This is a genomic window from Nocardia sp. NPDC006982 (assembly GCF_042869435.1).
Lineage (GTDB): Bacteria > Actinomycetota > Actinomycetes > Mycobacteriales > Mycobacteriaceae > Nocardia.
Genome location: NZ_JBIAFV010000001.1, coordinates 1,590,061 through 1,613,554, shown reverse-complemented (window position 1 = coordinate 1,613,554; position 23,494 = coordinate 1,590,061). Strand labels below are relative to the sequence as shown.

Below are 23,494 nucleotides of genomic sequence, written 5' to 3'. Positions count from 1 at the left end.
GCCGGTGCTGATTGCGCCGGTCGGCCTGCTGTTATGAGGTGAGGCGGCTGAGCATGCCGAGGCCGGTTGCGGTGGTGGTGCCGGCATCGACGGGCAGAACTGTGCCGGTGATCCATCGGGATTCGGGGCTGGCCAGGAACAGTGCCGCCCAGGCGAGGTCCCATGCGTCCCCTTCGGTGCCGAGCAGATTCGCTTTGCGGCGCACATCCCGTGCACCGGTGTCACTGCCCTGGTTGCCCATGGGTGTGTAGAGATGGCCGGGCACCAGGCAGTTGACCCGGATGCCGTCCGGTCCCCAGCGGTATGCGTAGTCGGTGGTCATCGACACCACCGCGCCTTTGCTCGCCGCGTATGCGCCCCCGCCGAATCCGCGCAGCGCCGCGATCGAGGAAACGTTGATGACGGAGGCCATCGGGCTTTTCGCCAGATAACGGTGTGCGGCCTCGCTGACCAGCGCGGTGCCCTTGGCGTTTACCGCGAACACTCGGTCCCACTCGCCGACGGCAATGCCGGTGTTGTTCATGACCACGTCGATGCGACCGGTTTCCGCGGTGAACCGCTCCACCGCCCTATGTACCGCATTCTCGTCGGTGATGTCGGCGGTCAATGCGATGGCCGCACCACCCTGGCGTGTGATCAGGTCACAGGTGGCCGCGGCACGTCCGGGCGACGCGTCCAGCACCCCGGTCACCGCGCCCTGCGCAGCGAACAACGAGGCGCTGGCAGCACCGGTGCCGAGGAAGTCCCCCGAGCTTCCGGCGCCGGCAACCAGCGCGGCCAGACCGGCCAATCGGGTGCCCCGGCCGTCGGCAAAGCCGCCCGGTTCGGGAACGGTCGCTGTGTCCAAGGGGCTTCCTTCCTTGCGAAATCCAACAGGTATCTCATTCAGGTCTTTGCCCGACAGAGAGGCGTCCCCGCGTGAGTTCCGGTCGTATAGTTGCTGAACCTGTCAGAACTTGATCGATAATCATATAGATTATTTCACTATGTGATGTCGCGTTCGAACGAGTTTCGGAGGGAACAGCGTTCCCGCCGCCGCAGGGCCTATCTCGTCCTACGGTGTCACCGACATCGCTTGCTGATGTATGACCTATGAAGGAAGACGACGTGGACGCAACCAGGTCCAGTACGCTCGAATCGGGCGTGGACGATCCGAACCGGCGGTTCCTACAGCCGGACATCGAAACGATGCCGCGTGAGCAACTGCGCGCTCTGCAAGAAGAACGGGTGCTCGAGTTGCTGCCCGTTGCATATGAGAACTCACCGTTCTACCGCGAGCTTTGGTCGGCCGCCGGCGTGGATCCGGTTCAGGTGCGTTCGCTCGATGACTTCTTCGAGTTGGTGCCGACCTTCACGAAGGACGACGTGCGTGCCTACCGGGACCGGACCGGTGATCCCTTCGGCGGCCTGCTGCAAGTACCGACCAGCCGACTGACCTCGATCATGACCACATCGGGCACGACCGGGATGCCGGAACTGCTACCGGAGATGTGGGAGACCGTGCCCCCGCTGCCGGCTTGCTCGGCCCGCGACCTGTGGGAGATCGGCGTCCGGCCCGGGGATCGTGTGCTGGTACCAGCGGGCGTGATGCGCGGCTTCTATGACACGTTCTACCAGCAGATGGGCCTCGTCCCGATCTATCTCGACTCCTGGATCGGCCACGCTTCGGAGGTGGTCGCGGCCCTGCGGCGATTCCGGCCGACCTATATGCAGTTGCTGATGCCAACGCTGCTCGATCTGGAACGGGTCGCGGATACCTACGACCTGCGAGAAGCGTTGTCTTCGCTCAAGGGCGCCGCGTTCGCCGGGCAGCCGCTCGGGGCGGCCTTGGCTGCCAAGGTGCGGGACGAGTGGGGTCTCGAGCTGTTCACCTACGGCAGCGCCGGTGATACGGGAACCGCCTGGGAGTGTCGTGAGCACAACGGCTACCACCTCTGGGAGGACCTGGTCGTCGCCGAAACACTGGAAACCGACAGTCTTCGGGCTGTTCCGGTGGGCGAGGTCGGCGAGCTTGTCGCCACTGATCTGGACAATCGGGCAGCCCCGCTCATCCGGTATCGCAGCGGCGACCTCGTTCGGCTCGATTCAGGAACCTGCGGTTGCGGCCGTACCCATCGACGGGCGTGGATCATCGGCCGCCTGGGTGACGAGACGATCGTCCAGGGTCGGCCGGTAGTGATCAGCGAGTTGTGGCAAGCGATCGAAACGCTGGAAGCGACTCATGACGGGATGTTCCAGATCATTCGTGAGTCGCGGGAGGTCGACCGCCTGCGCCTGCGGGTCGGCTACCAGCCGGCCGAGGGCTTGGAGCTGGATGGTCTGCGCCACCAACTGCACCGTGTGATCACCGCGCAGGTGGGCGTCGAACCGGAGATAGAACTAGTTCCGGTTGACGATTTGGTGGCCCGCAACTCCAGTGTGGCCAAGTTCGCGAGGGTGGTGAAGGCATGAGCCGTGAATCTATGACGGCAGCCATGGCCGGGCGGCACCCGTCGCTGGCGGGGATCGGGCATTTCTCCCGTTCGGATGGTAACCGCGCTTTCGAGATCGGTTGGCCGGAATACGACCGAGATACCGCCTGGGCCAGGCGGCTCTTGGAGGTCTGGGGTCTGGAGCCAGGACAGCACGCGCTGCTGATCGGCCGCAATTCCGAAGGCCCGTGGCTCGGCCCGGTGGTTCGCGCCATTCGTGAGTTGGGCGTGGTGTTCAGCAATGCCGAACCCTATGCCTGGGACGCCCGGCGCGCCGCGACCATAGTGAGTTTGCTGCCCGTCAAAGCGATCATCGGGCTGCCGGGGGAGATGGTCGCGCCGCTGCTTGCCGATGACCGGGCGGCCGCGGGCATCGTGGACAAGGCGCCGGCGATCTGGGCGCGGCACGATGCGCTCGAACCGCTGCGCGCCGCCGGGCTGCGGCCCGCGGAGATGGCAATGCTGGGACCCGCGCTCGGCCTTTCGTGCCGGGAAGGTACCGGGCTGCATCTCGATCCGGAGGAGTGGCAGGTCACCGCCGTCGCGGCGCGGCCACGCCTCACGGTAGCCGGGGACCGCCGGTACCGGGGACGGGAAATCGAATTGAACATGAACGGGACGATCGATGAAGCGCCGTGTGCCTGCGGTTTGCCCGGGCCCCGGATTCGCACCGAATAGCGCGGACACGGAACGGTCGGCCACCGATGGCGGAGTCGGTGCACGAGGGACTTCGCATCGGCGCCGGTCCGAGCGTTCGCGGGGCGCGGCGTTCGCCGCGCCCCGCTCTTTCAGTCCACAGTCCTGGGGTGTGCGATCGAAGATCGCGCAAGGATTCGCCGCGCTCGTTCGAAAACGGGCTTGTCGACCATCTCCCCGTCCGTATGAACCGCTCCAGCTTGTCCGGTGAACGATGCGACAATGCGCTGAGCCCACGCGATGTCTTCCCCGCTGGGCCGGAACTCCGCTGCCGTAGCCGCGATTTGCGCCGGATGGATGCAGAGTTTCCCACCGAACCCCAGCGCGCGAGCCTGCCTAGCCGCCTCGGCGACGGCTTCGCTGTCTCGAATCCGGACACTGACGCCATCGATCGGCGACGGTAAATCGGCAACTTTCGATGCCAGGACCAGCGTGGACCGGGCCAGAAGCAGCGAGCGGTCGTCTTCGGTCGCATCGATATCGTGTGCGAAATCGACCGAGCCGAAGGCCAGCCGCCCGACCGCGGGGCAGGCGGCGAGTTCGTGCGCATTGTGTATCCCGAGCGCGGTTTCGACCAAGGCGACAACCCCTCGGTCGCTGCCGAGACGCTCGCCGATCATCGAGAGGTTCGCGGCTCTTTCCGCTTTCGGTACGAGAACCCCGCGCAGCCTGGGACAGGTCGCGATCGTCTCGATGTCGGCGTCGGCCCAGGGAGTGCTCACGGCGTTGATCCTGACCCATGCCTGGCCGCGGTTCGTTAGCCACTTCGCGGCGTCGGCGCGGGCGAGTGCCTTGTGGTTGTCGGCGACGGCATCTTCGAGGTCGATGATGACCTCATCGGCGCCGCTTTCCGCTGCTTTCGAAAATCGGTCGGGCCGGTCGCCGGGCACGAATAACCATGTGGACGACGATATTTCGATCATGAGGGATCACCGAGCGTGCACGGATGTCCGTTCGGTCGAACCGGGTGGGAACGGTGGTCGGACCAGAGCCGGATGCAGGGTAGTAGCGGCAGTTCGGGCCGGAGATTGCAGTCGACCGCCACGCGCGCGTATGGATGTCCCCGCATGCGTCGCGCGAACGCCTCCGCCGCGGCGAGATCGCACTGATAGTCGAGGCGGATCCCCATCGACGGGAATGTGACGCACACGCGGCGACGGTGAGGATCGAGCAGAGGGGGAATCGATGGCACAGCGGTCACATCCAGATCAGTGTTCATGCTCTGTGTGGTAGGCGGCTGATGCTTCGATCGGGCCACCGATCGGATGCCCAGGGCCGGAGTAATAAGCATATTATCAAACTATATTTCCAGCTGCGGCGAGCCCGTGAGTTCGTTGGGGTAATGAGGGCTCGACATGGCGCCTCGCCCGGCCCGCTTCATTCTGCGCGGTAGTGGGCAGCGCCCAAGTTTGCGGCGCCACCGTGCAGTTTGATCACTCGTGTGGCGTCGGCATCGATTCCGGCGCAGGCGTACCGGCCCGGCCCGGCCCGCGTCGATCGGCTGACGCGGGCCGGGCCGGGCTCTCGTTCGGGAGATCGTATGGGTGTTGTTCGCGGCTATCTCGCGTATCGCGCACGGTGCACCGGATCGGGCCTTCGGTGGCGCGCGCATCGTGATGGAGCTCGCCAGCGAAGTCGCGAACACTCGTATAGTATAATAAGTTAGATAATGCAGGGTTATGTATGCCCGCGCGGCTCAGTGTGGGAAGGATGCACTCGTGGATTTTGGGATGACCGATGAGCAGGAGATGCTCCGGAAGACCGCCCGGGATTTCGTGACGAAGGTGTGCCCGCCGGAGACGGCGAAGCGGTGGGACGAGGAAGGGGTGCTTCCAGCTGAACTCTTGGACGGTTTCGCCGGTCTCGGCTGGTTCTCGCTGCCGTTTTCCGAGCAGGACGGTGGTGAAGGCGGTGGCCCGCTGGAGCTCGCGCTGATCGCCGAGGAGCTCGGGCGCGCGAGTTTCGATGTGGCCATGTGCTTCATCGGGGTTCTGATTCCCGCCATGACCGTGAACCGGTGGGCGAACCCGGAGCAGAAACGTTGGGTGCGCGAACAGATCATGACGGGCAAACATCGGCTCGCGGTGGCGATGTCCGAGCCGGAAGCCGGATCCGATGCCGCCTCTTTGCGGACCAGTGCCGTCGACACCGGCGACCACTATGTGGTCAACGGTCAGAAGATGTGGTGCACGGGCGGGAGTCAGCCCAACACGACGATCGCGATGTACGTGCGGACCGGCGCGCGGGAGCCCAAACACAAGGGTTTGACCCTGCTGCTGGTCGATCCGAACGCCGATGGGGTGGAGATTCGCCGCACCCCGACATTGGCTCGTCACATCCTGGGCACCACCGAAATCACGCTGTCGAACGTCAAGGTGCCCAAGGAAAGTCTGGTGGGGCCGGAGGGGGAGGCATGGAAGGTGATGCTCTCGAATCTCGAGCTGGAACGCGTTCTGCTCAGCGGCGGTTACGTCGGAGCCGCGCAGGCGACGCTCGACGAGATGCTCGAGTATTCGAAGGTCCGGCATGCGTTCGGCCGCCCGATCGGTGAATTCCAGGCGCTCGCTCACGCGATGGCGGACCTGCAGGTGGAAATCGACTCGGCACGCCTGCTGACGCGGCGAGCTGCATGGATGCTCAAGCAGGGGATGCCATGTACTCGTGAGGGCGCGATGGCCAAGCTCAAGGGCTCGGAGACGTATGCCAACGCCGCTCGCCTGGGCATGCAGGTGATGGCCGGTCACGGGTTCTCGACGGAGAGCGTGATGAGTTTCCGCTATCGCGAATCCATCGTGACCACCATCTCCGGGGGGACGAGCCAGATTCAGCGCAACGGGATCGCCCGGAGTATGGGCCTGCGAACCTACTGATTCTCCGTATCCGGAAGGGGTCCTGTTCGGTTCGGCCCTAACGAAGCCTTGTGATTGGATCTATCAATATGATAGAATCTCTCACAATTCAGTTATCTTTCTGGGTCGCCGTCGACGCGACCGACTGTGCGAAGGGACTTCACGAATGGCACTGATCACCAACTCGGTAGGGGTGCTCCCCTACAAGTTGCTGGATTTCGATCAGCACTCTGTCGAGGCGGAGGACTGCTTCACCCGGTTCATGCCCAAGGACAAGCTGGACACCGCGGTGCGGCCGATCATGTCGGCCGACGGCAAGAGCAAGCTCCTGCTGGCGAACGACCGGATCGTCACCGCCCTCGAAGCCGACCTCGACCAGGCGTACGTGCCCGGCTCGCTGGTAGAGATGCTCAAAGCGCGCTCATCCGGTAACGCCACCGACGCCGAGCGGTTCTACGAGCCGATCCAGAAGGAATACCGGGACAAGGACGCGCGCCTGGTCCAGTTGACCGAGCAGCAGATCGAGCGGTCCATCATGTACCCGGGCGGCTGGGGCCTGTTCGTGTGGGCCTACCTCCGGGGTGACGTACTGTTCGACAACCTCACCTCCTTCAACCGCTGGATCGACGAGGACTGGGGTTTCAACACCCAGAACCGGATCTACGCCCCGGCCCTGCTGTCGCTGGACAACCTCGACCGGGCCTGCGAAGAGCTCGACCGGGTGTTGGCGGCCGGCGCCCGATTCATCATGCTTCCCCCCGGGCCGGTCAACGGCCGGTCGCCCGGCGACCCCTACTTCGACCCGTTCTGGGCCCGGGTCAACGAGGCGCGGGCGGTGGTGTCCTTCCACATCACCGAATACCACTATCAGGAAAACGTTGCGTCACACTGGGGTTGGGGCCTGGTCCCGCCGTTCCAGTTCTCCGCGTGGCAGTGGCAGAACACCTACGGTGAGCGGCCGATCACCGACACGTTGTCGGCCCTGATCTTCGACAACCTCTTCGGGCGTTATCCGAACATCAAGGTTCTGGTCAGTGAGTACGGCGCGGAATGGGTCCCGCACTTCATCCGGCACATGGACAAGAGCCGCGGGATGGCCCGCAACGGCCGCTGGCTGGGCGGTCAGCTGGATGAGCGGCCGAGCGCCATTTTCAAGCGGCATGTGCGCGTCGTGCCCTACCCGGAGGACGACACCGTCGATCTCGCCGCTCGGCTGGGCGGCGTCGATGCCCTCGTCATGGGTTCGGACTGGCCGCACGCCGAGGGCCTGCGCGAACCCGCGGACTTCTACGCCAAGGTGGAGGGTCTCGGTGAGGAGGCGCGCAAGCGCTTCCTGCGTGACAACGGGCTCGCGCTTTTCGGCGCCTCGTAACGATCATGGTTCCTACGCAACCGGCCGGCCGAGGAAAGGGCGCGAACGCGCATGACGGGCAGTGAAGTCGTCCCATCGAGTCGAGAGGTCGTCGCGGCCGAGGAAGTCGGTGTCGATCCGTATCGACTCGACGTGCTGCTCCGCCGGATCCGACTCGAGGTGGAACACGGGGCGCTCCCATCCGCTCAGGTGGCCGTCGCCCGGGCCGGTCGGCTGGTTGCGAACGAGACATGGGGTGCCGGAGCGCCCCGCTACCTCTTGCAGTCGGTGGGCCGGACCATCGTGGCGAGCGCGATCTGGAAACTCGTCGGTGACGGCAAGCTCGACGTATCCGAACACGTCGCGGACATCATTCCCGAATTCGGTTCCAACGGAAAAGAAGTCGTCACGCTCGCACATATGCTGACGCATACCGCGGGTCTGGCTTTCGCCCCGCTCGGGTTTCCGAAAATGACCGACCGGGATGCGCGCCTGGCCGCCTTTGCCAAATGGCGCCTCGACGGCACGCCGGGCGAGGTCCTGCAGTATCACTTGACGTCCACCGCGTGGATCATCGCGGAGGTGGTCGAACGGCGGTCCGGGTTGTGCCTGGCCGATTACCTTCGCCGGGGGATCGCCGAGCCGCTCGGTCTCGACTTCGCCCTCGGACTGACCGAGGAGGAGCAGATCGCCACCGTCGCACCGATGGTCTGCACGGACGGCGACGGCTCCGACGTCGACCCGTGGGGACCCTGGTTCTTCCGGGACCGCCGCGTGGTGGCAGCCGGCGAGCCGGCGCATTCCGTCTGCGCCGGCGCCGCCGATGTCGCGCTGCACTATCAGGCGTTGCTCCACTCACGGTTGTGGTCGCGTGAAGTCATCGCGGAGGCGACCCGGCCGCAGGTGACCGCGGTCCCGGCGGGTGACAAGCTCTACGGGGGCGGGGTGAAACCGGCTTCGGTGGGCCTCTTCGTGAACGTCCGAGGTGACAACCCGGATGGCTGGATGCCGGCGACCGGCTCACCCGCCACATTCGGCCACGCCGGCTCCGCCTACCAGATCGGTTTCTGTGATCCGGAGAGCGGGGTGTCGTTCTGCGTGCTCAGCAACGGCTATCCGCAGACCGGATACGACCTGACGCCACGCGGTTCGTCCATGCTGATCAACTGGTCGAATCTCGCGGCGGATCTGACCTGACCGAAACAGACCGTCCGAGGACGCGCGGTCGGACGTGGCCGGCGCCGACCGAGAGGAATGGCCGCGCAGCTATGACAGCCGTGGACAAGTTCGAGTTCGTTCGTTATGAGGCGCTCGACGAGGGGCAGATCGTCCGGATAACGCTGAACAGGCCGCAAGCCCGCAATGCGCAGAATCGGGGGCTGCTGGTGGAGTTGGACGAGGCGTTCGGTCTCGCCGAGGCCGACGACACCGTCCGAGTCGTGATACTCGCTGGTGCGGGCACGGCCTTCTCCGCAGGACACGATATGGGTTCGGCGGTACAGCGGCGCGAGACCGAACCGGGGCCCGGAGCCCACCCCTCCACGCGCGTCCACGGTGGTAGCCGCACAGGTGCGGTCGAACAGCAGATGTTGCAGGAGTGGGAGCATTTCTTCGCCAACACGCGCAACTGGCGAAACCTTCGCAAGATCACCATCGCGCAGGTCCAGGGCAACGTCCTCTCTGCCGGTCTGATGCTGATGTGGGCCTGCGATCTCATCGTCGCGGCCGAGGACGCCATCTTCGCCGATGTCGTCGGAACCCGGTTGGGGATGTGCGGCGTGGAATATTTCGCACACCCCTGGGAGTTCGGTCCCCGCAAGACGAAAGAACTGCTGCTCACCGGGGATGCGCTGGATGCCGAGGACGCGTATCGCCTGGGTATGGTCAGCAAGGTCTTCCCGCTGGAGGAGCTCGAGCGCCGGACCGTCGAATTTGCCCGCCGGATCGCCGAGCGTCCCACGATGACAGCGCTGCTGATCAAGGATTCGGTGAACCAGACACTCGACGCGATGGGATTCAGCACCGCGCTGCAAAGCAATTTCTACCTGCATCAGCTCAACCACGCGCACTGGCGCGATGTGAACGGTGAGGGCTACCCGGCCGCGAAGCCGGGAGTGGATGCACCCGATTGGCGCACCGCGGGGCAGCCCCGGTTGGCGCGGCGCGATATTCCCTGAACATTCGGTCCGTGAAGTTCGGGCTCTCTGCAATCGGCCAGGCCGATCCAGTGCGCTGAAGCAGCACCGGATCGGCCTGTCGTGTTGTCAGGACCGTGTCGCCTCGGGCTCGACGTAGTCGGCTCCGCGGATCAGTCGGACCGGGGTGAAGACCAAGACCTCTTCGTCGCGCTGATTGCGCACGCTCACGTGAGCGGTGACCACCCCGCGGCCGGGTTTGCTCGAAGCCCGTGATTCGGTGGTCCGCACCAGGGCGTGCAGGGTGTCGCCGACGTACACCGGGCGCTTGACCGACAGCTCCATGTGCATGAAAGCAAGGCCTGTCCCGTTGAGGACATTGGTCTGCAGGATCAGGCCTTCGGCGATGCAGTAGATCATCGCGCCGGGGATCAGCCGGCCGGTGTAGCCGCCGGCGGACGCATGCGAGTTGTCGTAGAACAATGGTTCGTTGAACCCGCCCCAGGTGATGAACTGAACCAGGTCCGCTTCGGTAACCGTGCGGCGCGCGGTGCGGAAAACCGACCCCGGGATCATCTCCTCCCAGGTCTTCCCGCGCACCAGCGGTTCGACCTCGGCGCTGGATAGTTGTGGTTCGGTGACGGTCATGAATCCTCCGATTTTCGTTCTATATATGAGGCGGGCGTGGCCACTGTTCAGGCCGGCACAGGAGCCTCGCGGCGCAACACCGCACCTTGGGCGTTGAAGAAGAAGCCACCGGGTGTGAGCATGGCCGAGGCTGCACCGTCGACCTGCCTGTTTCCGGCTTCTCCGCGCAACTGGACGACCGCCTCCCGCAGGTGCCCGGCGCCCTGCGAGCCGCCTTCGGACAGACTGCCGCCGTGCGGGTTCACCGGCACTCGACCGCGCAGCAGGATCCTGCCTTCTCCGGCATCCCAGTTGTCGCGCAGGAAATCGCCGGCCTCGCCGTCCGCGCAGAATCCGTAGGACTCGAAGGCGCGCAGGGTGATGATCGAGAAGCCGTCGTAGGGCAGGAAGACGTCCACGTCGTCGATCCAGAGGTCGCTGCGCGCGCGCAGAGCGGCGGCGGTGACCTGTTGCCCGGTGTCGCGCAGACCGGCGGTCAGATGTTCTTCGGGATGCGCGGTGATTCCCATCGCCAGCGCGTGTACCAGCACCGGGACCGTCGGCAGATCCGCGGCCAGATCCGCCGCGGTGACCACGAAGGCGTCAGCGCCGTCGATCGGTATATCCATGTCGTAGAGGCAGAGGGGCTCCCGGATCATTCGGGCGCCGAAATAGTCCTCGCGACTCATCGGGGCCTGCATGACCGCTCCGGGATTGTCCGCCGCATTGCGGCGGCCGTTGAGCGGGATCAGAGCCAGATCTTCGCGGGTGCGGCCGAATTCGGCCAGATAACGGGCCGCCCAGGCGGCGTAGCCGGTCGATCCGAACATGCCCCACGGCTCGGTGTCGGTGTGCCCGTCACCGGTCGAGGCGCGGCCGTCGGGAAGTCCGAACGCCGCGCGCGCACGGAACGCGCCGGCGCCGAGCCGGTACATCGAGTGATAGACGACCACGGCCCGGCAGGTGCCGGACGCCACCGCGTGCACGGCGCTCATGAGTCCGTTGACGATCGGTGGTTTTGCGGGCGCCCAGAACGTGACGTTCGGCAGTCCGAGGGCTGAAACCACGGTAGCCGCATCGACGCCGCCGGTGATGACGCCACTTCCGACGACCCCATCGATGTCCTCGCGGCGGAGCCCGGAATCCCGGATCGCCTCGATCACCGCATCGGTGACCATCGAGAGCTCGGTGGTATCCCGGTCGCGTGCGTACGGAGAGCGGCCGATACCGCTGATCGCCACGGTGTCCTTCAACGCGGTCATCGTGCCACCGCCCGGAAGGCGGGCCACGGCGCGCCGTCGCGTTCGATCCAGGTCAGTTCCACCGGCTGGCCGATCCGCTGCTGTTCGGGCAGGGTATCGACCAGGGGAGCCGCGATGCGGAGTCCGGGCTGCTCGGCCAGTTCGACCGCGGCCAGCGGCCAGGGTGGTGAGTAGGGCACGCCCGGTGGGCCCTGATGGAGCAGGGTCAGCACGTGTACATGGCCGCGCCCGGTCACTTCCCGCGGCGCGTCAGCGGGGGACCAGCAGAAGGGGCAGCGTGAGCGTAGCGGCAGATGCCAGGCCAGACATTCGTCGCAGTGGCCGGCCAACAGTCGGCGCTCGAGCAGACCCGCGTAGTACGGGGCGTTCACCTGATCGAGCCGAATCCCGGGATATGCCGCGAACACGGCACCGAATTCTGTTGCCGGAGTAGAGGTTTTCACGTTTTCAGACACCCATCCGTTCGAGTAGTCGGTTATGCGCCGCGGTAGGGCCACCGAGCAGGTTCTGTGCCGCACGGGCGCGGCGGAAGTACAGATGCGCGGGATGTTCCCAGGTGAACCCGATACCGCCGTGAACCTGGATCGTCTCCGCGGCGATGTGTTCGAAGGCCTCCGAGGCGGTGATATAGGCGGCCACAGCCGCGGAGGAGGCGTCGGGCTGCTGCTCGGCGACGGCCGTACACGCCGCCTCGGTGGCAGCGTCGGCCAGTTCGGCGCGCACGAGCATATCGGCGAGTTTGTGCTTGATCGCCTGGAATGATCCGATGGGCCGACCGAACTGGACACGTTCCTTTGCATACGCGACAGACATCTCCAGGCAGCGGCGCAGCCCGCCCACTTGCTCGGCGGCAAGTGCGAGCCCGCCCAGGTCGACGACGTGCCGCAGCACCGAGGCCGCCGTGCCGGCCTCGCCGACCAGGACCGCCTGCGTATCCGCGAGAACCACCTCGCCGAGCGGCCTGGTGCCGTCGAGAGTTTCCAACGCACGCACGGCGAGGCCGGCGGCACCCCGCTCCACGGCGAACAGGCTCGGCCCCTGGGCTGTTCGCGCCGCCACCAGGAGCAGGTCGGCCGTAACGGCATAAGGCACAAAGGATTTGGTTCCCGTGAGCAGCCAGTCGCCCGCGTCGGACGGGACCGCGGCGGTATCACAGGCATCGGCGTCCCAGCTGCCCGCCGCCTCGGCGACCGCGAGGGTGGCGATCGTGGTGCCGGCTCCGATGCCGGGCACATAGCGGGCGCACGCCTGCTCGTCGCCCGAAGCCAGCAGGGCCTGGGCGGCGAAGACGAGCGAAGGTACGAAGGGTGAGCACAGCAGTGCCGCGCCCATTTCCTCCAGGACCACGCGCAGTTCCGGGAATCCGAAGCCGTCGCCGCCGAATCGCTCGGGGATCGCCAGTTGCATCAACCCGAGCTGCTCGGCCATCTGTAGCCATACCTGCGGGTCGTGGCCGATCCGGTCCGGATCCTCGGCGATTTTGCGGACCGCTTCCTCTCCGGAGTGCTCGGCGAGGAAATCGCGCACTGTGGCGCGCAGGTCCGCTAATTCCTCGGCTCCCGCACTGTTGGTATCCACCCTGTCGTTCACGCTGTCGCCGGTCATCGGGCGCCCTCCTTCGGCAGGCCCAGCACGCGCTCGGCCAGGATGTTCTTCATGATTTCCTCGGTACCGCCGAGGATGCGCAGCGCCGGCGCGCTCAGCAGCAGGTCTGCCCAGGCGAAGGTGCCCCAGTCGCCGGTGTCGGCGATGATTCGCGGCCCCAGCGCATCGGCGGCGAATCGGGATCCGCGGATCAGGTTCTGGGCGAGCGCAAGTTTCGAGATCGACCCTTCCGGGCCGGGTGCGCTGCCGGCGCGCAGCCTGCGGGCTGCACGTTCGTTGAGTGACTTCGCGGCCTGCACACTGGCGAGCAGCGATGCGAGGTCGCGGCGCAGCGCGCCGTCGTCGGCCCGCGAGACGGCGCGCAGGAGCCCGCTCAGCCGGTCGGCGGTGAGCGCACCGGCGGCTGCGCCGCCGCTCTCCCCGCCGACGGTCGCCCGTTCGTTCATGAGTGTGGTCATGGCGACCTTCCACCCCTCGTCGACGGCGCCGAGCCGCTGACTGTCCGGGATTCTCACGTCGGTCAGGAAGACCTCGTTGAACTCGGCGCTGCCCGTCATTTGACGGAGCGGGCGAATTTCCACGCCCGGGGTGTCCAGATCGAGCAGGAATGCGGTGATGCCGCGATGTTTGGGCGCGTCGGGATCGGTCCGGCAGAGTAGCTCGCCGACCTGGGCGTGTTGGGCGACCGAGGTCCAGACTTTCTGCCCGTTGATCACCCATTCGTCACCGTCGCGGACCGCGCGCGTGGTGACGCCCGCCAGATCGGAACCAGCGGCCGGTTCACTGAACAGCTGACAGGCAATGACCTCGCCGGAGTACATCGGCCGCAGGTACCGCTCCTGTTGCGCCGGGGTGCCGTGGGTGAGGATGGTCGGCCCGATCATGCCGAGCCCGATGACAGCGAGTACGCCGGTGTCGGGGACTTCGTACTCGGCTTCGAGGGCATCGTAGGCGAGATCGTGCAGCTGGCCGAGGCCGCGGCCGCCGAACTCCGCCGGTCCGGTGATCCATCCGAAACCGTTCTCGAACCGGGTGCGCTGCCAAGCTCGCGCCGCGTGGACCGCGGCCGCCTCCTCCTCGGCCGGCAGGGTGCTGAAATAGCCGACACGGTCACTGCCCTGTCCCCAGTGGAACTGCTCGGTGCTGCGCCGCGGGGCATGGGCATCGAGGAATTCCCGCGCTTCGCGGGTGAAGTCGGCCAGGTCGGTCGCCACGGCGATCCTCCGTCTCTTCCGGTCCGGACGTCACCGGACGATGGTCTGTCTCACAGTGCGAGACCGGCTGATTCGCGGCATCGTTGCGTGCCGCGCGATGTATACGTGAGGGCCTCCGGCTACACCCGGATGACATCCCCGCCGGGGTATCCGCCGCCACCGAAGCGCAGATCCAGCGCTGGATAGTCCTTCTCCTCGCCGTCGCGGGGGATTTCGTCCACGAAGACAACGGATTTCGGCTTCTTGTACGAGGCGATGCGCTGTTTGCAATAGGTGATCAGTTCGTCCTCGGTCACGGTGGCGCCTTCCTGCAGGACGACGACGGCCACCACCGACTGCACGAAGCGCTCGTCCGGCGTTCCGATCAGAGCGGCCTCACGCACCGCCGGATGGGTCTCCAGGCAGAACTCGACCTCTTTGGGGAAAATGTTCTCGGCGGCGGATTTGATCATCCGGGTGCTGGTGCCGACGAACTCGATGGTGCCATCGGCTTCGCGGCGGCCCAGATCTGTTGTGCGCCACCAGCCGTCGCGCATGCGCCGGGCGTTGGTCTCCGGCCGGTTCCAGTAGCCGGCGTGCACGATCTCGCCGCCGATCGCGATCTCACCGACCTCGCCGACACCGACCTCGTTCCATTCGTCGTCGACAATTCGTACCCGCGAGAACGGGCCGGGACGGCCGGAATTGCCCGTGCCGTGTCCGCCGTGGCCGTTGAAAATCGCCAGTCCGGTTACCTCGGTCTGCCCGAAGCCCCCAGGGAACAGTCCCCAGAGCGCTTGCTCGGTACCGACCAGGCCGTCTCCCCAGAGCTGGCCGTACACACCGGCCTTCAGACTCGTCAGATCGTGCCGGGCCGGATCGTATTTCTCCTTCATCTGAATGATGGTCGGCGGCATCAAGAAGGCGGCGGTGACCTTCTCCCGCGTCACGATGTCGAGCAGTTCCTGTGCGTCGGCACGGCGGACGAACACGTTCGTCGCGCCCTGGACGAATGCCGCCATCGCCTCCCACTGAAAGTTGCCGATGTGGAACAGCGGCCCGGAGTTGAGAAATACCGACTTGCTCGTGGTGGAGTTGAGATACGACGATTCGATGCCCATGCAGATGAGGTTGTGCTGGGTGATCATCGAGCCGTTGGGACGCCCGTCGATCGCCGCGGTGTAGATGACCAGTAACGGCAGGTCGGCGTCGACGGTGCCCCAGATATCGATCGCCGGCTGTGCCGCGAGAACGGTGTCGACGTTGTCCGTCCCCGGCAGGTCGTGCTGCCACCAGACGGCGCCGCCGTCGGTGAGCTCCCTGGCGGCGCGCACGGTTTCGCCGATCTCCTCGTCTTGCCACACCACCACGGTCGGTGCGAAGTCGTCGATCACGAACGCCATCTCGTAGGCCGACATTCGCCAGTTGACCGGGCACACCATGGCGCCGAGTTTCGCGCAGGCGCCGAGAAGCTCGAAGACTCGCGCCGAAGTCTGGCCCAGCCACAGGACGCGGTGACCGGACTCGACGCCCTGTGCTGCGAGGGCATGCGCCAGCCTGTTCACCCGGTCGTCGAACTCCGGCCAGGTCAGGCGCAGGTCGCCGTCGATGACCGCGGTCTTGTCCGGAAAGCTACGACGGTGCTCGCGAATAACATCACCGACGGTGACGAGACGCATGGGACCTCCTGAGATCGTGTGCTCATCGTAAGGCGGAATCAGTTTTATAATTATGCTACATGCCCGGCAAGTAGGCCAGGTCGCGGCCGACCTGGCGTGGGGTAGGCCGCCACGGGCCATCGCACCCGTTGATGTGGTGGTGCCGACGGGCGGCTGCGCTTACTGATCCTCGAGCAGTTGCCGCGCCAGCCGAACCTTCTGAACCTTGCCCGACGGTGTCAGCGGGAACGACTCGACGATGCGCCACTCCCGGGGGACCTTGAATCCGGCCAGGCGTTCGCGGGCGAATCCTTCGAGGTCCGCGAGCTCCGGTAACCCCGCAGCAGGCCGGATGAATGCGACCGGCACCTGGCCCCACTTCTTATCCGGTGCGGCCACGACAGCGGCTTCGGCGACAGCCGGGTGCTGGACGAGCACCGCCTCCACCTCGGCCGGGTAGATGTTTTCTCCGCCTCTGATGATCAGGTCGCGCAACCGGCCGCGCAGTGTGATGATGCCGTCGGAGTTCATCTCGGCGAGGTCGCCGGTGTGTAACCAGCCCTCCGGGTCCACCACGCCCGACCGTCGTGATTCGTCCTCGTGCCAGTACCGGCTCATGGTGAGCCTGCCGCGCACGCACAGTTCGCCGGCAACGCCCGGTTCGAGTGACTTCCCGGTGTCGATATCGGCGATCCGGACTTCGCGGTGCGGGTTGACTCTGCCGATCGTCGTTGCCTTGACCCACGCGGGGTCCCCCACCCGGGTCTGTATTGCCGAAGGAGCTTCCGATTGTCCGTAGCCATTGAGGATTTCGCCGCCGAATGCCCGCTCGACCCGGGTGATCAGCTCCGGGGCGATGTCCGAACCACCCAGCATCATCCACTTCAATCGCGGTAGGTCGGGTGAATCATCGCAGGCTTCCAGCATCGAGAGGACCATCGTGGGCACCCCGCCGAAGTAGGTGACCTCCGCGCGCCGCAACAGAGCGAGCGTGGCCGCCGGATCGAAGCTCGGCAGTACGACGAAGGCGGAACCGCGGAGAAGCGCCGCGGAGCTGGTGCACACTGACCCGCCGACATGGTGGAAGGGGAGCGGGGAGCAGACGACATCGTCCTCGTCGAGGCCGATGGTCACGTGGGACAGCGGCCCGACGTTGGCGCCGACGAGGTGGTTGAGAACCGCTCCCTTCGGCGCACCGGTTGTTCCCGAGGTGTACTGGACCCGCAGTACCGACTCGGGCGACACGTCGGGTAGCGCCGCCGGGGTGACCAGATCACGGCGTGTCACCGCCTCGAGCGGCAGAATTGCCGGCCGCGGGATCACCGCCAGTGCCTCGGCGGACTCGAGCAAGTCGCGGCCGCGCCATACCGGCCCGGCCAGCAGAACCCGCGCGCCGGAATCGGCGACGATATGCGCCGCTTCGGCGGTGGTCAGTGCCGGGTTCATCGGCACCAGAACCATTCCCGCCAGTGCGGCGCCGTACTCGGCCAGAATCCAGTCGACGGAGTTGGCAGCCCACAGTGCCACTCGGTCTCCGGGGTCGGCCACCTGCTGCAACCGCGCTGCCGTCGATTCGACCCGGCCGAGCATCGTCATGAAGTCCAAGCGATGCAGGTTTCCGTCTTGTTCCCAGAGCAGTGCCGTGGCACTGCCACGGTGGCGGGCGATGTCACGGAACCGTGCTCCGACCGAGCTTTCTATCAGTGCCAGGGCTGGTCGGCCCTGGCTGTCTGCGGGGTGATGCGCTCCACTTCTAACGGGCATTAGTTAACTATATAGACGCTTCCGTGGTCTGGTGTACATCTTTTGACGGGATCGACGCGGCGTGTTCGGCATGATGAGGTAATTAATTTTGCTTTAGGCGTAGTGGGAGTGGCGCGGGGCGAACGACATCATGACGTCCGCGATCACGGCCGGTCGGCCGTCGGGCGCCGCGACCTCTCCGCGAGCTACCCCGGATGTCCGGCCGCTGCGTATGCGGATGCCGTGCACCGGCACCGGTTCAGGCCCCGGGCCCGCGCTGCGAAGGTAGTGGCAGTTCAGGGACAGCACCTCCGGCGTGCGCACACCGTCGTCTACGGCCGATACGGCGGCGATTTCGGCCAGCAGCGCGCCGAGACCACCGTGCAGCGTGCTCGAACGGTTGTGAAACGGTGTCGGATCGGCGAGCTCGAATGACGTGCCGCCGAGGTCCTTGCGGAATCGGGTGAGGCCGAGCATGCGGCCGAACGGAGTGCTCGTGGGATCGGCCGGATCGGTGGCCGCCCCGCGCGTTGTGGGCGGGTCCGGACACTGCGTGGGCGAGGTATCGCCGCGATCAGGGGTCCGCGGCCCGCGGATCGCCCACCAGCTGGTGGCCCGAGCGAATTCGGTATCCGAATTGTCCAGCACGTGCGCCGTTGCCAGTACGTAGTCGCCGCGCCGAGCGGCGGGCGCGGCCACGGCCCGGATCTGCCCGGCGTGTTGTGGGCGGCCGGTGACGTGTACACCGAGCATTGCCGTGGAGAGTGCTCGGTCCGGTTCCAGCGCGCCGACCGCCAGCCCGGTCGCGGCGTCGCACAGCAGTGCGGCCAGCCCCGCGACACCTGTTCCGGCCCACTGGGGGCCGAGGTCGAGGGCGGTCTGCACTCGCCCGTCGGTTGTCGGCGAGCTGCGAATGCCGAGGCGGGTCAACGCCGGGACCGGTGGCAGGGCCGTCCACCACTGCGTGGTCATGCGCTCAACCGCCCATACTCAGGCCGCCGTCGACCGTGAGAACGGAGCCGGTGCAATACCCGGCGTCGAGCAAGAATTCGACCGCGGCCGCGAGTTCGTCCGGATTACCCCGTCGGCCGACCGGGATCATTCCGAGAATGGCCGCGCGAGTCTTCTCCGGCATCGAGGCGGTCATATCGGTCTCGAATACGCCCGGCACCACGGTGTTCACTGTGATGCCGTGTCGAGCGGTCTCTCGTGCGAGCGACCGCGTCAATCCGTGCAGTCCGGATTTCGCGGCGCCATACGCGGCTTCGCTGGGACTGCCCATGACCGCGGTCACCGAGCTGACGTTGACGATCCGGCCGTAGCCGGCAGGCCGCATGAGCGCGATCGCGACGCGGGACAGATGGAATGCGGCCGAGAGATTCACCGCCACGATGCGCTCCCACTCGGAGACACTCGTATCCGAGGAGCGGAATTCGAGCAGCAGGCCCGCATTGTTGACCAGGTGATCGATGCGGCCGTACTGGCTGTGGACGTCCTCGACGAGCCGCACGCATGTGTCCGGATCGCCGAGGTCTGCCCGCACAACGCTGACGCCGTCCAGTTCCTCCTGCATGCGCTGCGCGGCGGCGGTATCGCCACGGTAGACGGCGACAACCCGGATGCCGCGTGTCGCCAGGCGCCTCGTGATGGCCGCACCGATACCTCGGGTGCCTCCGGTCACGAGGGCAACGCGGGATATGTCGCCGCGCCCTCCATCAGACATCGACCGGTCCTTTCTCTCTTGTCGCACGACGTTTGGCTCTGTTGTCGCGCACAGCCTGGGTTCGATCGCCACTGAGCGCGAGACTGGCACGTCACATGAGCTGGTTCCCGGCGCCGATCAGTAGCTGGGTGCCGGTCATGAACCGTGATTCGTCGCCAGCGAGGAAGGCGACCGTGGCCGCGACGTCCTCCGGCTCTTGCATGCCCTCCGGGAGAGCTGTAATGGTGACCTGCTTGAAGAGCCAGGATTCGTAGTCGGTCGGCGTCGGGATGGCGGCGCCGTCGACGAACGGACCTACCGCCATCGCGGTGTTGACGCCGTTCGGGTGGATCGTGTTGACGCGGATGTTGTAATGCGCCACTTCCACCGCGAGTGTGCGGCACAGGCCGACGAGTCCGGTCTTCGACGCGCCATAACCGCCCGACTGCGGGTAGCCGCGGTAGCCTGCCGCGGAGCTGGTGATGATGATCGAGCCGCCGTTGCCGGCCGCGATCATATGTGGCACGGTCGCCTTGATCGTTTTCCACGTGCCGTTCAGGTTCACTTCGATCGCGATATCCCACTGCTGCTCGGTGAGCTCCCACATACGACCGTGCGCGGTCGTTCCGGCATTGGCGACGACGATGTCGAGCCGGCCGAAGCGACGCACGCCCTCGTCGGCGACCGTCGTCAGCGCTTCGAGGTCGCGCACGTCGGCCCGTGCGACCAGGGCCCGCCGTCCGGTCCGTTCGACCAGCCGCCCCGTTTCCTCCAGCTCCTCCGTCGTGGCAGGCACCGTTATCGCGAAATCAACCGCGCCCGCGACATCGACCGCGATGATGTCGGCACCCCTTTCGGCCAGACGCACGCAGTGCGCGCGGCCTTGTCCGCGCGCCGCCCCTGTCACGAAGGCAACGCGCCCAGCGAGTTTGCCCACGAATTCTCTCCCCATCGTCGCGCCGTCGGGTTGCCGGGGCCCTTCGAGCCGCTCGCGCGTGGAGTGCGAAGCTACCGGCAAAGTGATTAATTATCTATCTGATAATATTCTATCCGGCGAGGAGGACTGCGTGACAACAACCGACGATGCGGTGATCTACAGCGAGGCCGCCGGGGTGGCGACCATAACGTTGAACCGGCCGGCTGCGCGTAACGCCATCGACTCGGCGTTGGCCACCGCCCTTTCCGCCGGCCTGGGCAGGGCGCTGGCAGCAGAGTCGGTTCGCGTGATCCTGCTGACCGGCGCCGACCCGGCCTTTTGCGCCGGTCTCGACATCAAAGAGTTCACCCGCACCCAGCGACCGCCGCAGGGGGCGACAGCCGCGATCACCGCCCTTGCGGACTCCGCGAAGCCCACAATCGGGGCGATCAACGGCGCTGTTGCGACAGGCGGGCTCGAACTCGCGCTGGGCCTGGATCTTCTCATCGCTTCCGACCGGGCGCGCTTCGCCGACACCCATGCGAAGGTCGGGATCCTCCCCGGCGGCGGAATGAGTGCCCGGCTGCCGCGCGCGGTAGGGCGGCGGTTGGCGCTGGATATGTCGCTGACCGGGCGCGTCCTCGGCGCTGAGGAGGCGTTGCGCAGCGGATTGGTGTCCCGAGTCGTCCCGCACGGAAATCTGATGCCGGTCGCGCGCGAAATCGCCGAGGCGATCGCCGCGCACGATCCCTACGTGGTACGTGAACTGCTGTCGCTGTACCGGTACAGCGGCGAGCACTCGCTGCCTGAGGCGCTGGCGCACGAATTCGCCGAGCGGGAGGCACGCCGGGCCGCAGGGAGCCAGCTCGTTCCCAAGTCCGGAATCGGGGCGCGACCCTAGGCTCCTATCGGTTCGTGAGGGAGAACAGGAAATATGCCCGATCGCACGACGGCACCGGACCCCTGGTGGTACATCCCGCAGGAGTTGCGGATCCGCTACGACCTCATCTGCCGCAGTATCCCGAATGCATTGCGCAGGACTGCGGTGTCTTATCCGAATGGGCTTGCGCTTGTCGGTGAGGACGGCCACCGTACCTTCGCCGAACTCGAGGCCGACATGATGCTGGCCGTACGGGCGGTGCAAGCGTTGGGGGTGCGGCCAGGGGATCGGGTCGCGATCTGGGGTCCCAACTGCGGCCGGTGGATTCTCGCCGCCCTCGCCGCCCTCGGTGCCGGTGCCGTCCTGGTACCGATGAACACTCGATTCAAGGGGGCGGAGGCGGCCTACATTCTGCGCAAGAGCGGAGCCCGCCTGCTTTTCGTCGCCGATGGATTCCTCGGCAACGACTACCTGGATATGCTGGCTCGCGCGGATCCGGACAGTGCCGTGCTGCGTCCGAGGGCGACGGTACTGCTCACCGGGACCCCGCGCGGTGACCGGATCGGCTGGGAGGAGTTCCTCGCCGGCGGTGCGGCGCTGCCGATCGAGCAGGCGACGGCCGCCATCGACGCGGTGGGCCCGGAGTCGGTGTCGGACATCATGTTCACCTCGGGGACAACCGGTCACCCGAAGGGAGTGGCCCTCACGCACGGACAGTCCCTGCGCGCTCACGGCTACTACTCGAAGCTGATGGGATTTCGCCGCTCGGATCGGTACCTGATCATCCCGCCGTTCTTCCACTCTTTCGGGTACAAGGCCGGGTGGATGGCCTGTCTGGTGCACGGCGCCGCCATCCTGCCGCAGGCAACACTGGACGTCGATGAAGTGATGCGGCGAATCGAGCAGGAACGCGTGTCGATCCTTTTCGGACCGCCGACGGTGTTCGAGGCCATTCTGGACTCACCGCGACGGCCCGAGTTCGATCTCTCCTCGATCCGCAACGTCATGGCCGCCTCGACCGTTGTCACCCCGGACCTCATCACCCGCATCCAGGAGGAGCTGCGGCCCGAGACGCTATGGAGCGGCTACGGGCTCACCGAGGCGTCCGCCCTGGTGACGACGACGACCCCGACCGACGACCTCGACCACATCGCGCATACGGTCGGTCGCCCGGCCTGGGAGGTGGAGGTGCGGCTCGTCGACGGGGACGGAACCGACGTCCCGGTGGGCTCGCCCGGGGAAATCTGGGTGCGCGGGTACAACGTCACGTCCGGTTATTGGGAGGATCCGGAGCTGACCGCCGAGGCGATCGATTCCGACGGCTGGCTGCATACCGGTGACGTGGCGACCTCCGACGCCGATGGCTACCTCCGAATCACCGACCGGATCAAAGACATGATTCTGGTGGGCGGGTTCAATGTGTATCCGGCGGAGGTGGAGCGCATTCTCGGAGAGCACCCTGCCGTGGAGTCGATCGCGGTCGTGGGTGCGCCCGACGCGCGGCTGGGTGAGGTACCCGTCGCCTATGTGGTTGTCCGCGACGGTGCGACGCTGACCGAGGGGGAGTTCTTGACCTGGTCGGCCGAGCGTATCGCCAACTTCAAGCGTCCGCGCCGCATGATCGCCCTCGATGCCCTCCCGCGCAATTCCAGCCTGAAGGTTCTCAAGAACGTGCTGCGCGAACAGGCGGCCGCACTGGAATGACGCGGGGGCCCGCACTGTAGCGGCCGGAATCGGCCCAGTTATTCGGAATATGATTTGACCTTTCCTGGTCAAGTGGTCGGTCACAGGGGCGGGAGTGGGGCGCACAGGGTGGCGACCTGACTCAGTAGCGCCCGCCGGCAGACGTCCAGGTCGAGTGAACTGTCGGTGAACCACTCCCAGACGACGCCCCGAATCATCGCCATGACAGCGGTGCTGACCGAGGTGGTGTCCAGGTCGCGGCGCACGGTGCCGAGTGTTGTCCCCTCCCGCAGCGCGGCCTCGATCCGGCGCCGGAACGCCACGTTCTGCGCATGAACGACGGGCCGCAGCTCCGGCAACGCCGTCACCGCCTCGAAGGTGATGACGATGTAGGCGCGGCATGCGTCCGGATTTCGGTCCAAGCCGTCGAGCACCGCGGCGATATCGGCTTCGATGCGCGCGAATCCCCGGTGGGTTTCGTCCAGAGGATTCTGTGCCAGCACGTGCTCGACGACTGCTGCCAGCAGCTTCGATTTGGTGCCGAAGTAGTGGGTGGCCAGGCTTCTGCTGTAGCCGGCGCGTTCGCCCAGGTCTGCCAGCGTCATGTTGGCGTATCCGCTGTCGGCGAGTAACCGGACGGCGGTCTCGATGATGGCCGCGCGGGCGGCGCCGCGGCGTTGCGCCTGAGTGCGTTTCTGCATCCGAGTGATTGACGTCACCATC

At 66.2% G+C, this 23,494-nt stretch carries 21 protein-coding genes; 8 read left to right on the top strand and 13 right to left on the bottom strand.

Going from position 1 to position 23,494, the window contains the following annotated elements; all coding sequences use genetic code 11:
• Positions 1–31: 31 nt before the first annotated feature.
• On the bottom strand, positions 32–847 hold the full coding sequence (locus ACFYOW_RS07290; RefSeq protein WP_387285369.1) for an SDR family NAD(P)-dependent oxidoreductase: 816 nt from the start codon (positions 845–847) through the stop codon (positions 32–34).
• 260 nt (positions 848–1,107) lie between these two features.
• Here ACFYOW_RS07290 and ACFYOW_RS07285 point away from each other — a divergent pair, with 260 nt between their 5' ends.
• The gene (locus ACFYOW_RS07285) at positions 1,108–2,451 is read left to right on the top strand and encodes a phenylacetate--CoA ligase family protein (protein WP_387285367.1); all 1,344 of its coding nucleotides are present in this window, start codon (positions 1,108–1,110) and stop codon (positions 2,449–2,451) included.
• Entirely contained in the window at positions 2,448–3,149 is a 702-nt protein-coding gene (locus tag ACFYOW_RS07280) for a hypothetical protein (RefSeq protein WP_387285365.1), read from the top strand. Before ACFYOW_RS07285 ends, ACFYOW_RS07280 begins: the two co-directional genes overlap by 4 nt.
• A gap of 110 nt (positions 3,150–3,259) precedes the next feature.
• Here the strand turns inward: ACFYOW_RS07280 and ACFYOW_RS07275 are convergent, their stop codons facing one another.
• The gene (locus ACFYOW_RS07275; RefSeq protein ID WP_387285363.1) at positions 3,260–4,090 is read right to left on the bottom strand and encodes an HpcH/HpaI aldolase/citrate lyase family protein; all 831 of its coding nucleotides are present in this window, start codon (positions 4,088–4,090) and stop codon (positions 3,260–3,262) included.
• An 807-nt stretch (positions 4,091–4,897) separates the two neighbouring features.
• On the opposite strand from ACFYOW_RS07275, the gene ACFYOW_RS07270 reads away from it, so the two are divergent.
• The 4 genes from ACFYOW_RS07270 (at position 4,898) to ACFYOW_RS07255 (ending at position 9,544) form a co-directional block, all read left to right on the top strand.
• Positions 4,898–6,037, top strand: coding sequence for an acyl-CoA dehydrogenase family protein (locus tag ACFYOW_RS07270; protein ID WP_387285361.1), 1,140 nt, complete (start codon positions 4,898–4,900; stop codon positions 6,035–6,037).
• A gap of 145 nt (positions 6,038–6,182) precedes the next feature.
• Positions 6,183–7,388: an amidohydrolase family protein gene (locus tag ACFYOW_RS07265; RefSeq protein WP_387285359.1), complete on the top strand. Its 1,206-nt coding sequence runs from the start codon at positions 6,183–6,185 to the stop codon at positions 7,386–7,388.
• A 51-nt stretch (positions 7,389–7,439) separates the two neighbouring features.
• Positions 7,440–8,564: a serine hydrolase domain-containing protein gene (locus ACFYOW_RS07260; RefSeq protein ID WP_387285357.1), complete on the top strand. Its 1,125-nt coding sequence runs from the start codon at positions 7,440–7,442 to the stop codon at positions 8,562–8,564.
• A gap of 71 nt (positions 8,565–8,635) precedes the next feature.
• On the top strand, positions 8,636–9,544 hold the full coding sequence (locus ACFYOW_RS07255) for an enoyl-CoA hydratase (RefSeq protein ID WP_387285356.1): 909 nt from the start codon (positions 8,636–8,638) through the stop codon (positions 9,542–9,544).
• Between the two features lie 87 nt (positions 9,545–9,631).
• On the opposite strand, the gene ACFYOW_RS07250 is transcribed toward ACFYOW_RS07255, so the two are convergent.
• The 10 genes from ACFYOW_RS07250 to ACFYOW_RS07205 form a co-directional block, all read right to left on the bottom strand.
• Entirely contained in the window at positions 9,632–10,150 is a 519-nt protein-coding gene (locus ACFYOW_RS07250; RefSeq protein WP_387285354.1) for a MaoC family dehydratase, read from the bottom strand.
• Between the two features lie 47 nt (positions 10,151–10,197).
• On the bottom strand, positions 10,198–11,391 hold the full coding sequence (locus ACFYOW_RS07245; RefSeq protein ID WP_387285353.1) for a thiolase family protein: 1,194 nt from the start codon (positions 11,389–11,391) through the stop codon (positions 10,198–10,200).
• On the bottom strand, positions 11,388–11,846 hold the full coding sequence (locus ACFYOW_RS07240) for a Zn-ribbon domain-containing OB-fold protein (RefSeq protein WP_387285351.1): 459 nt from the start codon (positions 11,844–11,846) through the stop codon (positions 11,388–11,390). The genes ACFYOW_RS07245 and ACFYOW_RS07240 overlap by 4 nt, the downstream gene beginning before the upstream one ends.
• Positions 11,839–12,996 (bottom strand): acyl-CoA dehydrogenase family protein, encoded by a 1,158-nt coding sequence (locus tag ACFYOW_RS07235; protein WP_387285349.1) that lies wholly within the window; start codon positions 12,994–12,996, stop codon positions 11,839–11,841. The genes ACFYOW_RS07240 and ACFYOW_RS07235 overlap by 8 nt, the downstream gene beginning before the upstream one ends.
• Positions 12,993–14,210, bottom strand: coding sequence for an acyl-CoA dehydrogenase family protein (locus ACFYOW_RS07230; RefSeq protein WP_387285347.1), 1,218 nt, complete (start codon positions 14,208–14,210; stop codon positions 12,993–12,995). Before ACFYOW_RS07230 ends, ACFYOW_RS07235 begins: the two co-directional genes overlap by 4 nt.
• 119 nt (positions 14,211–14,329) lie before the next feature.
• Positions 14,330–15,988 carry an AMP-binding protein gene (locus tag ACFYOW_RS07225; RefSeq protein ID WP_387285346.1) on the bottom strand — a complete coding sequence of 553 codons (1,659 nt, stop codon included), beginning with the start codon at positions 15,986–15,988 and terminating at the stop codon, positions 14,330–14,332.
• Positions 15,989–16,027: 39 nt separating this feature from the next.
• Complete coding sequence (locus ACFYOW_RS07220) at positions 16,028–17,611, bottom strand: class I adenylate-forming enzyme family protein (RefSeq protein ID WP_387285344.1); 1,584 nt, start codon at positions 17,609–17,611, stop codon at positions 16,028–16,030.
• 93 nt (positions 17,612–17,704) lie between these two features.
• The gene (locus ACFYOW_RS07215) at positions 17,705–18,562 is read right to left on the bottom strand and encodes a PaaI family thioesterase (protein ID WP_387285342.1); all 858 of its coding nucleotides are present in this window, start codon (positions 18,560–18,562) and stop codon (positions 17,705–17,707) included.
• A 4-nt stretch (positions 18,563–18,566) separates the two neighbouring features.
• Positions 18,567–19,313: an SDR family NAD(P)-dependent oxidoreductase gene (locus tag ACFYOW_RS07210; protein WP_387285340.1), complete on the bottom strand. Its 747-nt coding sequence runs from the start codon at positions 19,311–19,313 to the stop codon at positions 18,567–18,569.
• Positions 19,314–19,404: 91 nt separating this feature from the next.
• The gene (locus tag ACFYOW_RS07205) at positions 19,405–20,229 is read right to left on the bottom strand and encodes a mycofactocin-coupled SDR family oxidoreductase (protein WP_387285338.1); all 825 of its coding nucleotides are present in this window, start codon (positions 20,227–20,229) and stop codon (positions 19,405–19,407) included.
• Between the two features lie 130 nt (positions 20,230–20,359).
• On the opposite strand from ACFYOW_RS07205, the gene ACFYOW_RS07200 reads away from it, so the two are divergent.
• A complete protein-coding gene (locus tag ACFYOW_RS07200; protein WP_387285336.1) occupies positions 20,360–21,109 on the top strand; it encodes an enoyl-CoA hydratase in 750 nt (249 codons plus the stop codon).
• 33 nt (positions 21,110–21,142) lie between these two features.
• Positions 21,143–22,792, top strand: a complete 1,650-nt coding sequence (locus ACFYOW_RS07195) for an AMP-binding protein (protein ID WP_387285334.1) — start codon at positions 21,143–21,145, stop codon at positions 22,790–22,792.
• 80 nt (positions 22,793–22,872) lie between these two features.
• On the opposite strand, the gene ACFYOW_RS07190 is transcribed toward ACFYOW_RS07195, so the two are convergent.
• Entirely contained in the window at positions 22,873–23,493 is a 621-nt protein-coding gene (locus ACFYOW_RS07190; protein ID WP_387285332.1) for a TetR/AcrR family transcriptional regulator, read from the bottom strand.
• Between the last annotated feature and the right edge of the window lies 1 nt (position 23,494).

Bases quoted from the DNA above. Each gene is read 5' to 3' on its own strand.
- ACFYOW_RS07265 (WP_387285359.1), top strand. From the start codon at position 6,183: ATGGCACTGATCACCAACTCGGTAGGGGTGCTCCCCTACAAGTTGCTG.
- ACFYOW_RS07235 (WP_387285349.1), bottom strand. From the start codon at position 12,996: ATGACCGGCGACAGCGTGAACGACAGGGTGGATACCAACAGTGCGGGA.
- ACFYOW_RS07275 (WP_387285363.1), bottom strand. From the start codon at position 4,090: ATGATCGAAATATCGTCGTCCACATGGTTATTCGTGCCCGGCGACCGG.
- ACFYOW_RS07195 (WP_387285334.1), top strand. From the start codon at position 21,143: ATGCCCGATCGCACGACGGCACCGGACCCCTGGTGGTACATCCCGCAG.
- ACFYOW_RS07210 (WP_387285340.1), bottom strand. From the start codon at position 19,313: ATGTCTGATGGAGGGCGCGGCGACATATCCCGCGTTGCCCTCGTGACC.
- ACFYOW_RS07220 (WP_387285344.1), bottom strand. From the start codon at position 17,611: ATGCCCGTTAGAAGTGGAGCGCATCACCCCGCAGACAGCCAGGGCCGA.
- ACFYOW_RS07245 (WP_387285353.1), bottom strand. From the start codon at position 11,391: ATGACCGCGTTGAAGGACACCGTGGCGATCAGCGGTATCGGCCGCTCT.
- ACFYOW_RS07280 (WP_387285365.1), top strand. From the start codon at position 2,448: ATGAGCCGTGAATCTATGACGGCAGCCATGGCCGGGCGGCACCCGTCG.
- ACFYOW_RS07270 (WP_387285361.1), top strand. From the start codon at position 4,898: ATGACCGATGAGCAGGAGATGCTCCGGAAGACCGCCCGGGATTTCGTG.
- ACFYOW_RS07190 (WP_387285332.1), bottom strand. From the start codon at position 23,493: ATGGTGACGTCAATCACTCGGATGCAGAAACGCACTCAGGCGCAACGC.
- ACFYOW_RS07225 (WP_387285346.1), bottom strand. From the start codon at position 15,988: ATGGCCCGTGGCGGCCTACCCCACGCCAGGTCGGCCGCGACCTGGCCT.
- ACFYOW_RS07250 (WP_387285354.1), bottom strand. From the start codon at position 10,150: ATGACCGTCACCGAACCACAACTATCCAGCGCCGAGGTCGAACCGCTG.
- ACFYOW_RS07255 (WP_387285356.1), top strand. From the start codon at position 8,636: ATGACAGCCGTGGACAAGTTCGAGTTCGTTCGTTATGAGGCGCTCGAC.
- ACFYOW_RS07260 (WP_387285357.1), top strand. From the start codon at position 7,440: ATGACGGGCAGTGAAGTCGTCCCATCGAGTCGAGAGGTCGTCGCGGCC.
- ACFYOW_RS07215 (WP_387285342.1), bottom strand. From the start codon at position 18,562: ATGACCACGCAGTGGTGGACGGCCCTGCCACCGGTCCCGGCGTTGACC.